Origin of the sequence: Desulfuromonas soudanensis (assembly GCF_001278055.1) — a bacterium.
In the GTDB taxonomy this organism is placed as follows: domain Bacteria; phylum Desulfobacterota; class Desulfuromonadia; order Desulfuromonadales; family WTL; genus Deferrimonas; species Deferrimonas soudanensis.
The window spans coordinates 892,377-906,984 of sequence record NZ_CP010802.1 but is presented as its reverse complement, the minus strand read 5'-3'; the positions used below and the strand labels follow the sequence as shown (position 1 = coordinate 906,984).

The window sequence follows — 14,608 nt, the reverse complement described above, 5'->3', positions numbered from 1 at the left end:
TCAAGGAGAAACCATGCTGCTGCGCACCCTGATCCTGCTGACCCTGGGCCTGACCCTTGCCGGCTGCGTCGAAATGCAGAACGGTTCGCTGGGCGGCGACCTCCTCAAAGTGCTCTCCGAAAGCGGAGGGGCGGCGCCCCTCGACGAACGGACTGTCGCCGCCGGTCTGCGCGAGGCGCTGCAGATCGGCACCGAGCGTACCGTGCAATCGACGGCCAGGGTCGACGGTTTTCTCGGCAACGCCCTGATCCGCATCGCCGTGCCGAAGGAGTTCGCCGGGGCCGCCAGGACCCTCCGCCAGGTCGGCCTCGGGTCCCAGGTCGACGCCCTGGAGACCGCCATGAACCGGGCGGCCGAAAAGGCCAGCGGCGAGGCGAGAGAGGTCTTTTTTGCTGTCCTGGCCCAAATGACGCTGGCCGACGCCTTTGCCATCCTCCGCGGCGGCGACCACGCCGCCACCGACTATTTCCGCACCCGCAGCACCACCGCCCTGCGCAGCCGTTTCCAACCGATCGTCAGGGAGAAGATGGGCGAAGTCGGCCTCTACCGGATCTACGACCAGGTCTCCCGCACCTACGCCGCGCTCCCCTTCGCATCGAAGACTCCGGCCGTCGATATGGAACGCTACGTGACCGACAAGGGGCTCGACGGGCTCTTTACCGTTTTGGCCGACGAAGAAAAAAAGATCCGCCAGGATCCGGCGGCCCGAACCACCGCCCTTTTGCGCCGGGTTTTTTCCGGGACCTGATCGCTCCCCTTAACAAAAAAGAGAAAAAAAGAGGGCGACCCAAATCGGGCCGCCCTCTTTTTTTCTCTTCGGTCACCAAACGTTTTCCCACCGGATCATCCCGCGGAGTGCGCCCCGTCCTTTACGTCGAGAGGATAACCGCCGCAGGTCCCCTGCAGGTGGCGATGAATGGTGTCGAGCATTTCGTCCTCGTCGTCGATCCCGGCGGCGGCCTTGACGTTGAGAGCCAGCGGCAGCAGCCCGAGAAGGAGGGTGCGCAGGTTGCCGCACCCCTGCTCCCCGCCGAGGGCCGCGTTGAGGGCGCGACTGAGTCCGGGCCCGATGACCACCCCAAGCAGGCCGTCGAGCCGCTTGGCCACGACGCCACAGTGGATACTTGGCGACTTGCTAAAGGTAACGCCGGCCTCGCGGATCGCCAGGGTCGCGCCGTCGACGACGACCCGCAGGTCGACGTCGTGGAAGCGGTCGCGCATCGAGGCGGTCAGTTCGATCGATTCGTCCTCCCGGACCAGGACCCGGTAGCAGATGTCCCGCTGGAAATCCTCCATGGTATTGAGCTTGCGCATATCCCCTCCTGTGGCGTCGCCGCCCCAAACGGCGGCGGCCTCCGAACTGGATCCGGAGGCCGCCTATGTTCGGATGTTATCGGTCCGGTTCAGAGAATCTCGAGAAGTTCGAATTCGTAGGTGAGATTTTCTCCGGCCAGAGGGTGGTTGGCATCGAGGGTCACGGTCGCGTCGTCGACTTCGACCACAGTCACGGGGTAGGTCTCGTCGTCATCATCGGCGAACTCGAGTTCCTGCCCGAATTCGGGGGTGATGTCGGCGGGGAACTGGCTGCGTTCAACGGCAAAGACCTTCTCCTCGTCGTACTCGCCAAACGCCTCTTCTGCGGGGATGATCACCGATTTTTTCTCGCCGGGGGACATACCGATGAGCGCTTCTTCGATCTGCAGGAAGAATTCCTCTTCGCCGAGAGTCAGTTCCATGGGTCCGGCTTCCTCGCAACCGCAGTCGTCGCAGCCGCAATCCCCCTCGTCATCCTTGAGGGTGCTGTCGAATACCGTGCCGTCTTCGAGGGTGCCGGTGAAATGGATGCGGACGCGATCGCCCTTTTTTACCTGTGCCATTGTTTTACCTTTCGCTGTGCGTTGGTGTTGTCCAGCCCGATACTCCGGGCCGAAGCGGAGAGTTGGATTTTTCGGGACGAATCGGGGATTCGTTCGCCAGGTTGGTCACTTGTCAGAGGGGCATGGTAAGGGAGATGGCCACTTTCAGTCCAGTAAAAAAAACGGCCGACGGCAAAAGGGGGACGCCGGGTCAGCGCAGAGCGCCGGAACGGGGGAGGAGAGTCGAAAGACCGAGGGCCAGGGCGGTCAAAGCGGCCGCGGCGAGATAACTGGTGGTGAAGGTGCCGGTGGCCGTGGCGAGGACCCCGGCGCTCCCCGGACCGACGGTCTGTCCGAGAGCGAAGAAGAAAGTGACGAGGGAGAAGGCTGAGGCGGCCCGGGTCAACCCGAAATAATCACCGATGGCCGCCGCCATGATGCTGGGGATGGCGAAGGCCGCCAGCCCGTAGAGGACCACCGATCCGAGGAGGGCCAGGGTACCGAGACCGGAGCCGGCCAGAAGGTAGGCGAGGGTCTGCACGGCGAAGGCCGCCGCCAGCCCCCCGCGGCGGCCGATACGGTCCGAGAGGGCGCCGAAGGCGATGCCGGAGAAGAGGGCGAAGAAGCCGACCCAGGACCAGAAGAGACCGGCGCGGGCTTCGGCAAAGCCGTATTCGACCACCAGGGTGGTGACGAAGAAGGTGCCGTAGATCATGTAGGTGGCGCCGAAGATCAGGTAAAGAACGCCGAGAGTCACCAGGACCCGGGCCGTCCCGGGCACCTCCCGGGGGATTACCGCTTCGGCCGGGAGCGCTTCCCGGCGGCCGAGGGGTTCGAGACCGAGGTCGGCCGGGTCGTTGCGCAAAAGGTACGCGGCCAGAACGGCGATGAGGAGCGTCAGGGCGCCGAGGACCAGCCAGCCGCTGCGCCAGCCGGCGTCGCCGAAGGTGCGGTTGAGTACGGGAATCAGGAGGCCGGAGAAGATGATCGCCGCGCCGTTGCCCATCACCATCATCCCCGCCGCCCGCCCCCGGCGCTCGCGGCGGAACCAGTGGGAGACCAGGACCATGACCGGGATATTGGCCAGGCCGCTGCCGATGCCGACCAGGGCATAGAGACAGAGGACCGCGGCAAAGCAGCGGCTCAGCCCGATGCCGAGCATGCACAGGGCGATGAGAAGGAGTCCGGAGGCGATCAGGGCCCGGGGACGAAACCGGCGGATCAGCGTCGGCGCCATGGCCACGGCGGCGAGGTAGCCGACGAAGTTGCCGGTGCTGACGAAACCCATCTCGTCAAAGCCGAGGCCGAGTCCGGCGCCCATCCCCGGCAGCAGCATGCCGAAGGCAAAACGGGCCAGCCCCAGGCAGGCAAAAAGGGTCAGGGCGCCGGTGGCGGCGATCACCCAGGCGTAGTGAGGAGTAGATCGGGACATGGCGGAGACCTCGCAAGGGAGGGGACGGACAAAGAGAAAAACGATTCAGGCCAAAAGACGCTCCCCCTGCAGCACCAGCAGGGCGACGACCAGGTAGCGGCCGAGCTTTCCGACGGCCACCGGCAGGAGAAAAGGGACGAAGCCGACCCGCAGCACTCCGGCGGCCAGACAGAGGGGGTCGCCGACGACCGGCACCCAGGAGAAGAGGAGACTCCAGGGTCCCCAACGGCGGTAGAAATGTTCGGCCCGCTCCCGGGCGCCCCCGTCGATGCGCAGCAGCCGGCCGAACAGGAGGGGAGAACCCCAGAGGCCGATGGCGTAGGTGGTCAGGGCCCCGAGGGTATTGCCGGCGGTGGCAATGGCCACGCCGAGAACGGGATCGCTCCCCTGCAGCAGCAGCGTCGCCAGCAGCCATTCGGACCCGAGGGGGAGGAGAGTGGCGGCGCAGAAGCTTAGCAGAAACAGGGCCGGGTAGCCGTAGGGAATCAGGATCTCTTCCATGGCGCGAATCTAGCCTCAGCGCCCGCCCCTGTCAATCTCCGAGACGGTCGAACGATTTCTTTGTTGACAGAAGACGAAGGCGGCGTAATATATGACCGTTCTTGTAACCTTTACCCCGAAAGGAGATCGACCATGGCAACCTGGACCTGCGAAGCCTGCGGCTACGAAAAAGAGGGGCGCTGCAAGCCGAAGAAATGCCCGACCTGCCAGGCCAGCGGCGGTTTTGTCAAAAAACCCGAGGCCTGATTTCTCTCCCGTCTCCCGGGGCGCGGCGCAGAGAAGAAAAAAGGGCGACCATGCGGTCGCCCTTTTTCGTTGTCATGGGAAGGTCGCGTCGCTCTGGCCCAGGCTCCTCAGCAGAAGGAGCAGACGTACTCGGCGACACCTTTTTCCACCTCGATCTCGAAGAAGGACTTCCCCGGAACGTCGAACCAGGTCCCGGCAGGAAAACCGATCCAGTCCCCCTTCCCGGCGATGCGCACCCGGCAGCCACCGGCGATGATCTCCATCTTTTCCGGCGCGTCGGTGTTGAACTTGAAGCTCCCGGGATAGATCAGGCCGAGGGTCTTTTTGCTGCCGTCGCTGAAGGTGACGGCGTGGCTGACGACCTTGCCGTCGAAATAGACGTTGGCCTTGCAGGCGACGGTGACGCCGGAGAACTCTTCGGGGGGGGCATAGCTCATGGTGGCCTCCTGATCGATTATTGGATAGTCAAGAACGACTCGTGTAGTTATCACAACCGGAAAAACCGCGCAAGCCGATTCATCGACAGAAGCCTAGACCAGCCGGTGATCCCGCCCGGTCTTGTGCAGGTAATACTCGTAATCCCCCTCGTAGGTGCGCATCTCGCCGTGGTCGATCTCGAAGACCCGGTTGACGAGGGCGCGCAGGAAGTGGCGGTCATGGCTGACCAGCACCACGGTGCCGGCAAAGGACTGCAGCGCCTCGAGGAGGGTTTCGCGGGACTGGATGTCGAGATGGTTGGTCGGTTCGTCGAGAACCAGAAAGTTGATCGGCCGCGCCAGGAGCGTGGCCAGGACCACCCGGCTCTTCTCGCCGCCGGAGAGCTTGTCGATGCGCTTGTCGACATCGTCCCCCTGAAAGAGGAAGGCGGCGCAGAGGTTGCGCACCACGCCGATGGAGGCCTGGGGGATGACGTCCTGCACGGTGTCGAAGACGGTTTTTTTTGGGTCGAGGACATCCATGGCGTGCTGGCTGAAGTAGCCGAGATTGACGTTGGCGCCGATCTCGGCGCTCCCGGCGCTCGGCTTTGTCTCCCCGGCGAGGACCTTGAGAAAGGTCGACTTGCCGGCGCCGTTGATCCCGACCACGGCGATCTTCTCGCCGCGGCGGATCAGCCCCGACACGCCGGAAAAGACCGCCTTTTCGGCGCCGTCGGCCAGGGGCCAGACCTTGCCGAGCCCCTCGATTCTCACCACGTCGTCCCCCGAGCGGGGGGGGGCGGCCCACTCGAAACGCACGCTCCTCTGTTCGGCGGGGATCTCGATGCGCTCGATCTTCTCCAGCTTCTTGACCCGCGACTGCACCTGGGCGGCGTGGGAGGCCCGGGCGGCGAAGCGGGCGATGAACTCCTCTTCCTTGGAGAGCATCTCCTGCTGGCGGCGGTGACTGGCGAGGAGCTGATCGCGGCGGATCTCCCGCTCCCGCAGGTAGAAGTCGTAATTGCCGCCGTAGGTGGTGACGGTTTTGTTGCCGACCTCGATGATGCGCGTCACCAGGCGGTTCATGAAATCCCGGTCGTGACTGGTCATCAGAAGCGCCCCCTTGAAGTCGCTGGCGAGCCAGTCCTCGAGCCAGACGATCGATTCGACGTCGAGGTGGTTGGTCGGCTCGTCAAGGAGGAGGACGTCGGGGTTGAGGGTCAGGATGCGCGCCAGGCTGATGCGCATCTTCCAGCCGCCGCTGAAAGTCTCCACCGGCCGGTCGTAATCGAGAGGGCCGATGCCGAGCCCGGTGAGAACGGCCTGGGCGCGATTTTCCAGGTCGTAGCCGCCGCGGTGCTCGTACTCCTCCTGGGCGTCGCCGTAGCGTTCGAGCAGGGTCGCCAGGGCGGAGTCCTCCATCGGCTCGCACATGGCGGCCTCCATCGCCTGGATCTCCTCGCCGAGGGCCATGGTCCTGGCGGACCCGGCCATGACCTCGTCGAGAGCCGAGCGTCCGGCCATCTCGCCGACGTCCTGGGAGAAATAGCCGATCACCGTCTTTTTCGAACAGCTGATCTCCCCGGCGTCAGGGTGTTCTTCGCCGGTGATCAGCCGGAAGAGGGTGGTCTTGCCGGCGCCGTTGGGACCGACCAGGCCGCTGCGGGTTCCGGGGAGGATCTGGAAGCTGGCGTTCTGGAAGAGAATTTGAGAGCCGTGCTGGCGGGTGATGCCGGTCAGGTGAATCATAGAGGGAACTCCAGAGGAAAAATTTCAGGCACAGTTAGCACGGCACGTCGATTCGCCGCAAGCCTTTTCTGCGCAAAATCGCCACCCTAGGAGCCTGTCGTTCATCAATGTCGCGGTAATACCTCCCTTCCCCGCCTTATCCGCAGGGAGACTCCAGCGCCGCCACGATCTGCGGCGGCAACTTCGGGCGCCCGCCCCGGTTGAGAGCGGTGCCGACGATGCGGGCACTGAGGATCAATGCCCCGTCGGAGAGACGGCGGATCTGTTGAAGGAAAGCGAAGCGCACCGGCGAGACCCTCTCCACGCGCAGCTCGACACAGAAGGAGTCGCCGCTGGAGAGCGACTTTTTGTAGTCGAGCTCGGCCCGCACCACCACCAGATTGATCCCCTGGCGGGTGAACTCGGCGAAATCGAGTCCGAGGGTCTTGAGATACTCGTGGCGGGCATGTTCGAGATAGTTCTGGTAGACGGCGTTGTTCACCACCCCCTGCATGTCGCACTCGTAGTCGCGGACCTGAAATTCGAGACGGTAAGGCCATTCTTTCATCCCGGCGCTCCTCCTTTTTAAAGCCCTTTGCAAGGGGATTGAATTTTCCCGGCCGTCGATCTACACTGAGCCGCCGCTCCCTTCCCCTGCGGCAGAAAAGGAAGGACCATGGATCTCATTCTGACCATCGCACCCCTCAAGTGGGGCGCCATCTTCACCGTCCTCACCTGCGGCGCCATCATCGGCGTGGAACGTCAGCTCTCGGGGAAGCCGGCGGGGATCCGCACCAGCTGCCTGATCTCCCTGGGAACCTACATCTTCGTCGCTTCGGGACTCGGCCTCACCGGCGGCCAGGCGGATCCGGCGCGGGTCATCGGCCAGGTCGTCACCGGCATCGGTTTCCTGGGCGCCGGAGTGATGATGGCCCGGGACGGCGCCGTCATCGGCGTCACCTCGGCGGCGACCATCTGGGTCCTGGCGGCCATCGCCGTCCAGGCCGGACTCGACCACTATTGGGCGGCCATCGTCCTGTCGCTGCTGACCGTCGGCATTCTGGTGGGGGTGAGCTGGCTCGAGAACACCTTTATCAACCTGCAGTCCGGGGTCCACAGTCACCTTGCCAGCCTGCGCCGCCGCAACGACCGCCGCGCCCCCGAGGAGCCCCGGGAGTAGGTCCGGTCAGCGGCGGACCAGGAGCCTGGCGCTCTCGGTGAGGGCGGTAAGCCCCCGAGCCCGGAGGGTTGGATGGTCGGAGAGAGCATCCTCCTCCTCGAGGAGCTCGATGGTGAAAGCGTCGCCGAAGAGTTCCTCGACCTCCGCCGGAGGGACAGAAAAGGGGGGGCCTGCCAGCTCGCTCTGCTCATAGGTGTAACTCACCAGCAGGATGCGGCACCCCGACGGCAGCAGGACGGCGAGATGGTCGGCGTAGCGCCGGCGCATGTCGGGAGGAAAGGCGACCAGCGAAGCCCGGTCGTAGACGGCCCGAACTTCTGCCAGATCGGCGGGAACGAGAGCGAAGAGGTCGCCAAGGAGGATCTGCAGAGTACCGCTACGCCAGGATTCGAAGGGACCGTAGCTCTGACGGGCAGCCTCGAGGGCGTTCTCGGCAAAAAAGGCGTCGACGGCCAGGGTGCTGAGCTCGACGCCGCAAACCGCCGCCTCTTCCTCCGCCAGCCAGAGCAAATCACGGCTCTTGCCACAGAGGGGGACGAAGACCGTCTCTCCCGTCGCGACAGCGAGCCGGATATAATGGCGGCGCAGATAGCGATGAACCTCCTCCTTGTGAAAACCGATATTCCCCTTCTGCCAGGCCTCCTCCCAGAATCTTCTGCGCTTCTCCTCTTCCTTCCGTTGGTTGGCACTTCCCTCCCGGCCATATGTAACACAGGATCCACGGGAGCGGAAGAAACAAGGCGCCGGGGATAGGAGTTGACACCCCGGAAGGGGCAGTGTAATTCTAGGAGCCCCTCTTATCCCGGCGCGGTCCCAGGCCGCTTCTACACACATCCAACCAACCCGATCGCGCAGGGAGCCTGCCATGAATTTCGACCGGATCGCTCTTCGAGTCCCCACCATCCTCCTCCCCGCCGAAGGGGTCGACATGACCCGCTGGGCGGTGATCGCCTGCGACCAGTACACCTCCGATCCCGATTACTGGGCAAAGGTCCGGGAGGTGGTCGACGGCGCCCCCTCGACTCTGGAGCTGATCTTCCCCGAAATTTTCCTCGAGGAGGAGGAGAGCGCCGAGCGCATCGCCGGCATCAACGCCGCCATGGACCGCTATCTGGCCGAAGGAATCCTCCAGCCCCTCCCCCCCGGCTTCGTCCTTGTCGACCGCCAGACCGCCCACGCCCCCTCGCGCAAGGGGCTGATGGTCGCCCTCGACCTCGAGGCCTACGACTACGGCGCCGCCTCCACCTCCCTGATCCGCGCCACCGAGGGGACGATCCTCGACCGCCTGCCGCCGCGGATCCGGGTGCGGGAGAAGGCGAGCCTCGAGCTGCCGCACATCATGGTCCTCATCGACGACCCGGAGCGCACCGTCATCGAGCCCCTCTTTGACAAGGAGCACCCGATGGCCTACGACTTTCCCCTGATGCTCGGCGGCGGACGCCTCCGCGGCTGGCGCGTCGAGGACGAGGGGAGCATCGCCGGGGTGGCATCGGCCCTGGCGGCCCTCGCGGAGCCGGCGGCCTTCCGAAAGAAATACGCCCTGCAGGACCAGGCGCCGGTCCTCTACGCCATGGGGGACGGCAACCACTCCTTTGCCACCGCCAAGGCGATCTGGGAGAAGCTCAAGAGGGAAGCGGCCGATTCGACGGCGATCATGGATCACCCGGCCCGCTGGGCGCTGGTGGAGCTGGTCAACATCCACGACCCGGGGCTGGAGTTCGAGCCGATCCACCGCGTCGTCTTCGACGTCGACTTCTCCAAACTGGCCCGGATGATGACGGGATTTTTTGCCGCCGCCGGCTCCTCCTGCCGCATCCTCGAAGTCGCGAACCGCGCCGCCCTCGACGCCGCCTTGCAGGCCGAGAAAGGAGAAACCCGCCATCTCCTCCCCCTGGTCGCCGAGGGGCACTTCGCGCTGGCGGTGATCGAGAATCCCACCCTTCAGCTGACGGTTGCCACTCTGCAGGGTTTTCTCGACGCCTACCTCGCCGAGACGGCCGGGGCCCGCATCGACTACATCCACGGCGAGGGGAGCGTCACCGCCCTCGGCTCCCGCCCGGGGAACGTCGGCTTCTACCTCCCGGCCCTCTCCAAGCATGAACTCTTCAAAACCATCATCCTCGACGGCGCCCTCCCCCGCAAGACCTTCTCCATGGGAGAAGCGGACGAGAAACGCTTCTACCTCGAGTGCCGCCGCATCGGCCGCTGACCCTTTCTGCCCCGGCGTCGCGGCGCCCCGGGAGGGGCGCCGCGCCCTCTCCCCCCTTGCAATTTCTTCCGTTTCCCGCCACAATAGGCCTTCTTCGAAGACGATGCCCCCCCTTCAAGAGAGGCCCTCACCATGAGCGATCCCCGCGACAAAGAGACACCCCTGAGCTGCGCCAGCTGCAGCGCCGTCTGGCAGAAACAGGGAGCGACCAGCTGCTGGAGCGGACCGGAGAGTTCCCTCCCCCGCCCCGGCTACTGCCCCTCCGAGCGCGAAGAAGAGGTGATCGCCGACGCCTTTGCCCTCTACAGCGGCGACAGCGAGGATGCCCGCCTCGCCCGGGTCGCCGCCGAGGTCGAAGGGCTCTGCTACCAGCCGATCCCCGGTTCGGATGCGGTCAACGCCCGCTGGACCCGGGTCGAGGACACCATCGCCCTGGCCAAACTGATGGGATACCAGAAGATCGGCATCGCCACCTGCATCGGCCTCCTCGAAGAGACCAACCGCCTCTCGGCCATTCTCGAAGCCCAGGGCTTCGAGCCCCTCTCGGTCTGCTGCAAGGCCGGGAGCATCGACAAGCTCGCCCTCGGGATCAGCGAAAGTTACAAGGTCCGCCCCGGCACCTTCGAGCCGGCCTGCAACCCCATCGCCCAGGCCGAACTCCTCAACAAGGCCGGCAGCGACATGAACATCATCGTCGGCCTCTGCGTCGGCCACGACATGCTCTTCGCCAAACATTCCCGGGCGCCGGTGACGACCCTGGTGGTCAAGGACCGGGTCACCGGCCACAATCCGGCGGCGGTTCTCTACGGCCAGAATTTCTATTACAAACGGCTGCAGAAACAGCCGCTGGTGATTCCGGAACGGGACAAAAGCTAGGAGCCCCTCGGACCATCCCTGAGCCGGCACCTCGAGACCCCCTTGTTTTTTCCGCAGGAATCCTTTACATTTCCGGCTTTTGCTCCGCGAAAAAGGGGCGCCGATTCGACGGCGCCTCCGGGAACGCGGACAGCCAACTAAAATTATCCTTTTAATCGACAGGAGATCTTCACCCCATGCCCATGTCCGAATCCTTCAAGAGCCGCCTCTTTCCCGCCGTCGAAGAGATCGCCGCCCATTTCGGCACCCCCTTCCACCTCTACGACGAAGCCGGAATCCGCGCTACCGGCGAGGAGCTGAAGAAGGCCTTCGCCGGAATCGAAGGATACCGTGAATATTACGCCGTCAAGGCCCTCCCCAACCGGCGCATCCTCCAGCTGATGAAGGAGATGGGGTTCGGGTTCGACTGCTCCTCGATCCCCGAGCTGATCCTGGCGCGCGAGCTCGGCGCCACGGCCGAGGACATCATGTTTACCTCCAACAACACCAGCGACGAGGAGTTCGCCTTCGCCGCCGCCGACGGCGGCTGCATCCTCAACCTCGATGACATCACCCTCATCGACAAGGTCCCGGCCCCCTTCCCCGACCTGATCTGCTTTCGCTACAATCCCGGGCCGCGCCGCACCGGCAATTTGATCATCGGCAACCCGGTGGAGGCCAAGTACGGCATCAGCCACGAGCAGGTGGTCGAAGCCTACCGCAGGGCGCAGAAACGCGGCGCCCGCCGCTTCGGACTGCACACCATGGTCGCCTCCAACGAGCGCGACTACACCTACATGGTGGAGACGGCGCGCATGGTCCTCTCCCTGGCGGAGACGGTGGAGGACGCCCTCGGCATCCGTTTTGAATTCGTCAATATCGGCGGCGGCTTCGGCATCCCCTACAAGCCGGAAGACCACGGGCTCGACCTTCCCGCCATGTCCGCCGAGATCGGCGCCCTCTTCGCCGCCTTCCGCGCCAAACACGGCTATGCCCCGAAGATGTACATGGAAAGCGGACGCTTCATGACCGGACCCCACGGCGTCCTGGTGACGAGGGCCATCAACCACAAGGACATCTATCGCAAGTACGTCGGCGTCGACGCCTGCATGTCGGCGCTGATGCGCCCGGCCCTTTACGGCTCCTACCACCACATCGACGTCATCGGCAAGGAGCAGTCGCCCAAAACCGAGGTGTACGACGTGGTCGGCTCCCTGTGCGAGAACAACGACAAGTTCGCCGTGCAGCGCGAGCTGCCGAAAGTCGACGAGGGGGACCTGCTGGTGATCCACGACACCGGGGCCCACGGCCACGCCATGGGGTTCCAGTACAACGGACGGCTGCGCCCGATGGAACTCCTCCTGCGCACCGACGGCAGCGTCGAGATGATCCGCCGCGCCGAAACGGTGGAGGACTATTTTGCCACCTACAACTTCTCCCCCGACCGCTTCACACCGGCCCAGTCCTAAAAGAAGAGGGTCGGCCGTTGGCCGACCCTCTTCTTTTTGAACCCTGTCCCTTCCGCAGCCAAAGATGGAGGAGAGACGCCAGGGAGAAGTTGCCCTCCCTTTTTCCTTCTTCCTTTTATCTTCTTCCTTCTTCCCCCTTCCACCCGCCCGGACCAGGGCGAAACGGAGAAGCACATGCGCCTGATCAACCGTACCGCCGCAGTCATCAAACCCCGCCAACCCTATGTCGACTGGGCCAACAGTTTCCAAGGGGCCGCCGGGGTCGTCTCTCTCGAGGAAGTCCGCAGCAACGCCACGGCCCTGCTGATCCCCGAATTCGACTGCCCCGCCGACGGCCGCGACTTTCTCGAGGAGAATTTTACCCTCATCTTCGACAATCAGCTCGCGGCCTGGTCCGCCGACGGCAAAACCTGGCCGAAGAACCGCGACCTCGACCTGTTCCGTCAGTGGTTCGACCTGGAAGTCCACGAACTCGTCTACGACGTCGCCGAAGAACCGATCGAAATCGAAGACTGATCCCACCCCCCTGCCGCCCCCCGCCCCCCCTTTGGCTCCTGGCCAAAAAGGGGGGGCTCCCCGCATTTCTCGTCGCAAAAAAACATTGTTATTTTTTTCCATATGGCCTATATCTTTTATCCATATTAAAAAAATACACAGCCAAACTATAACTGTCGGCGACCAAAAGGGGTTTGGCCCTCATCCGGATCGCCCCGCCCCCCCCCATCCTCCTCCCTTCCGGGAAGAGAGGAGGATGGGGGGGGGCGATGACGACCAAAACAAAACAGAGGACGGCCGGACTCAACCCATGAAAAGCGAACTGTCTCAAGCCCCCCCGGCCAGCTTCACCTCCCCTGTACTGGCGGCGGAAATCCTGCAGAACATCATTATCGGACTGACCGTGAGCTTCGTTGCCCTCAGTCTCGGGGCGGCCCTCGGCATCCTCTCCGGACGGGGAGCCTTCGTCGGCATGTTCTCCGCCGGGATCATCGCCTTCGTCTGCTCCCTTCTCGGCGGCACCCGCATCCAGTGCTCCGGCCCCACGGCGCCGATGGGGGCGCTCACGGCCACCGTCGTCTCCTTCGCCTACGAGAACCCCCCGGCGGCCCTCTCCGGCTACAACCCCGACCACTTCATCACCCTGGTCCTCCTCCTCACCGGCGCGCTCCTGATGCTCATGGCGGTTCTGCGCCTGGGGAAATTCATCAGTCTGGTCCCCAACGTGGTCATCTCGGGATTTATGAGCGGCATCGCCCTGCTGATCTGGATCGGCCAGAGTCAAACCATCTTCGGCCTCGGCGGTAAACGCGCCATGGAAGGGCCGATCGTTCTCAACGTCCTCGTCACCCTGTCCACCGTCGCATTGATCTTCCTCCTCCCCGGTCTCCTCAGAAAACGGGTCCCGGGCCTGGCTCACTACCTCCCCGCAACCCTCGTCGCCATCGTCCTGATGACACTGCTGGCCAACGGGCTCAGCCTCCCCATCGCCCATGTCTCCCTCGACGGGCACCTTGGCAGCTTCGCCGACCTTCAGTCCCTGATCCACAGCCAGTGGCCCGCCTCCTGGTCGCTGGCGCTGATCGTTGCCGCCGCGCCCTTCGCCATCCAGCTCAGCCTTCTCTGCTATCTCGATACCCTCCTGACCTCCCTCGTGATCGACAAGATGACCGGCGAGCCGACCCGCCAGGACCGGGAACTGGTGGCCCAGGGGGTCGCCAACGCCTCCGTGGCGCTCATCGGCGGCATTCCCGGCGCCCAGGCCACCATCCGCTCCGTCCTCCTGGTGAAGGAAAACGCCACCCTGCGCCTGGCCGGGGTCGCCGCCGGGATCTTCGTCCTCGTCGAGATGATTCTCTTCCAGGACGCCATCAATCTGATCCCCAAGGCCGTTTTTGCCGGGGTGCTGTTCAAGGTCGGCTACGATGTTTTCGACTTTCGCCCCCTGCGCATCTACTGCAAGGAACTGACCCGTTACCGGGCCCGGCTGATCACCGACTTCTTCAACCGCCACGACGAGGAGCCGATCTTCGTCAGCAACCGCGAGATGCTGCTCATTCTCGGCACCGCAGCGGTCACCATCGCCTGGAACCTCAATGTGGCCGTCGCCGGTTTTACCGCCCTCTTCTATCTGCACAACCGCCTGCTGTGCCGCGGCAACCCGATCCGCGACCTGATCCCCGCCGCGGAGACCGAAGGTATTTTCCGGGAGGATTGACGGACCACACCCTTCGACCCCAGGGGATAGTCCCGAAAGGTCCTTCAACGATCGACGAGCTCTCTCCAGTGGCCCCGGCACCCGCCGGGGCATTTTTTCGTAAAAAAAAAAGGAGCGCCCCGGAGTAGAACTCCGGGGCGCTCCTTTTGACAGAGATGCCGATGTGACCACGGCCCGCTTTACTCCAATCCGTCGACCCTGGCGCCTCCGGAACCAGCCGTGTCGCTCCTTGCAGGACCGAAACGACCGTAAAACCCTCGGCGCCGGCTCACTTTGCGGGGGTGATACGCCCCAAGCGGATGGGATGATACGGCTTCCGTCGTGAGGCCGGGGCAAACCGGCATCTCGAATATTTCAGGAATGTAGAGTCGCGGCGGCTCACGGCCGCCTTTCTCCGGAGGCCCTCTTCACGGAATCCGGTGTTTGTTGTCTTCCGGCAGGCGCATCCCTTGGCGAACCCACACTCCCTTTCCTGTCAAAGAACTCTCTCCTCCCGCACCTTCA

General features: G+C 64.2%; 16 protein-coding genes. 8 read left to right on the top strand and 8 right to left on the bottom strand.

Annotated features, from left to right (window positions below; all coding sequences use genetic code 11):
- The first annotated feature begins 13 nt into the window (after window positions 1-13).
- Window positions 14-748: a DUF4197 domain-containing protein gene (locus DSOUD_RS03870; RefSeq protein ID WP_053549765.1), complete on the top strand. Its 735-nt coding sequence runs from the start codon at window positions 14-16 to the stop codon at window positions 746-748.
- A 95-nt stretch (window positions 749-843) separates the two neighbouring features.
- Here DSOUD_RS03870 and DSOUD_RS03865 read toward each other — a convergent pair whose 3' ends face one another.
- The 4 genes from DSOUD_RS03865 to DSOUD_RS03850 all read right to left on the bottom strand — a co-directional run bounded on the left by DSOUD_RS03865 (window position 844) and on the right by DSOUD_RS03850 (window position 3,789).
- On the bottom strand, window positions 844-1,314 hold the full coding sequence (locus tag DSOUD_RS03865) for a DUF2889 domain-containing protein (protein ID WP_053549764.1): 471 nt from the start codon (window positions 1,312-1,314) through the stop codon (window positions 844-846).
- Window positions 1,315-1,403: 89 nt separating this feature from the next.
- Window positions 1,404-1,877, bottom strand: coding sequence for an FKBP-type peptidyl-prolyl cis-trans isomerase (locus tag DSOUD_RS03860; RefSeq protein WP_053549763.1), 474 nt, complete (start codon window positions 1,875-1,877; stop codon window positions 1,404-1,406).
- 190 nt (window positions 1,878-2,067) lie between these two features.
- Window positions 2,068-3,288: an MFS transporter gene (locus tag DSOUD_RS03855; RefSeq protein ID WP_053549762.1), complete on the bottom strand. Its 1,221-nt coding sequence runs from the start codon at window positions 3,286-3,288 to the stop codon at window positions 2,068-2,070.
- 45 nt (window positions 3,289-3,333) lie between these two features.
- Window positions 3,334-3,789 (bottom strand): YqaA family protein, encoded by a 456-nt coding sequence (locus DSOUD_RS03850; RefSeq protein WP_053549761.1) that lies wholly within the window; start codon window positions 3,787-3,789, stop codon window positions 3,334-3,336.
- Window positions 3,790-3,921: 132 nt separating this feature from the next.
- Here DSOUD_RS03850 and DSOUD_RS03845 point away from each other — a divergent pair, with 132 nt between their 5' ends.
- Complete coding sequence (locus tag DSOUD_RS03845) at window positions 3,922-4,035, top strand: RCKP-type rubredoxin-like domain-containing protein (protein ID WP_053549760.1); 114 nt, start codon at window positions 3,922-3,924, stop codon at window positions 4,033-4,035.
- Between the two features lie 107 nt (window positions 4,036-4,142).
- Here the strand turns inward: DSOUD_RS03845 and ppnP are convergent, their stop codons facing one another.
- The 3 genes from ppnP to DSOUD_RS03830 all read right to left on the bottom strand — a co-directional run bounded on the left by ppnP (window position 4,143) and on the right by DSOUD_RS03830 (window position 6,747).
- Window positions 4,143-4,472 carry a pyrimidine/purine nucleoside phosphorylase gene (gene ppnP, locus DSOUD_RS03840; protein WP_053549759.1) on the bottom strand — a complete coding sequence of 110 codons (330 nt, stop codon included), beginning with the start codon at window positions 4,470-4,472 and terminating at the stop codon, window positions 4,143-4,145.
- Window positions 4,473-4,565: 93 nt separating this feature from the next.
- Window positions 4,566-6,200 carry an ABC-F family ATP-binding cassette domain-containing protein gene (locus DSOUD_RS03835; protein ID WP_053549758.1) on the bottom strand — a complete coding sequence of 545 codons (1,635 nt, stop codon included), beginning with the start codon at window positions 6,198-6,200 and terminating at the stop codon, window positions 4,566-4,568.
- A gap of 136 nt (window positions 6,201-6,336) precedes the next feature.
- Window positions 6,337-6,747: an acyl-CoA thioesterase gene (locus DSOUD_RS03830; protein ID WP_053549757.1), complete on the bottom strand. Its 411-nt coding sequence runs from the start codon at window positions 6,745-6,747 to the stop codon at window positions 6,337-6,339.
- A 108-nt stretch (window positions 6,748-6,855) separates the two neighbouring features.
- On the opposite strand from DSOUD_RS03830, the gene DSOUD_RS03825 reads away from it, so the two are divergent.
- Window positions 6,856-7,359 (top strand): MgtC/SapB family protein, encoded by a 504-nt coding sequence (locus tag DSOUD_RS03825; RefSeq protein WP_053549756.1) that lies wholly within the window; start codon window positions 6,856-6,858, stop codon window positions 7,357-7,359.
- A gap of 6 nt (window positions 7,360-7,365) precedes the next feature.
- Here the strand turns inward: DSOUD_RS03825 and DSOUD_RS03820 are convergent, their stop codons facing one another.
- A complete protein-coding gene (locus tag DSOUD_RS03820) occupies window positions 7,366-8,193 on the bottom strand; it encodes a thiopurine S-methyltransferase (protein WP_082351386.1) in 828 nt (275 codons plus the stop codon).
- 31 nt (window positions 8,194-8,224) lie between these two features.
- On the opposite strand from DSOUD_RS03820, the gene DSOUD_RS03815 reads away from it, so the two are divergent.
- From DSOUD_RS03815 to DSOUD_RS03795, 5 genes are all read left to right on the top strand, one after another.
- Window positions 8,225-9,568, top strand: a complete 1,344-nt coding sequence (locus DSOUD_RS03815; protein ID WP_053549755.1) for a DUF1015 domain-containing protein — start codon at window positions 8,225-8,227, stop codon at window positions 9,566-9,568.
- A gap of 132 nt (window positions 9,569-9,700) precedes the next feature.
- Window positions 9,701-10,444: a DUF1847 domain-containing protein gene (locus DSOUD_RS03810; protein ID WP_053549754.1), complete on the top strand. Its 744-nt coding sequence runs from the start codon at window positions 9,701-9,703 to the stop codon at window positions 10,442-10,444.
- 176 nt (window positions 10,445-10,620) lie between these two features.
- Window positions 10,621-11,892 carry a diaminopimelate decarboxylase gene (gene lysA, locus DSOUD_RS03805; RefSeq protein ID WP_053549753.1) on the top strand — a complete coding sequence of 424 codons (1,272 nt, stop codon included), beginning with the start codon at window positions 10,621-10,623 and terminating at the stop codon, window positions 11,890-11,892.
- 174 nt (window positions 11,893-12,066) lie between these two features.
- Window positions 12,067-12,408, top strand: coding sequence for a hypothetical protein (locus tag DSOUD_RS03800; protein ID WP_053549752.1), 342 nt, complete (start codon window positions 12,067-12,069; stop codon window positions 12,406-12,408).
- Between the two features lie 289 nt (window positions 12,409-12,697).
- Window positions 12,698-14,104 (top strand): SulP family inorganic anion transporter, encoded by a 1,407-nt coding sequence (locus tag DSOUD_RS03795; protein ID WP_157671746.1) that lies wholly within the window; start codon window positions 12,698-12,700, stop codon window positions 14,102-14,104.
- Window positions 14,105-14,608 lie beyond the last annotated feature (504 nt).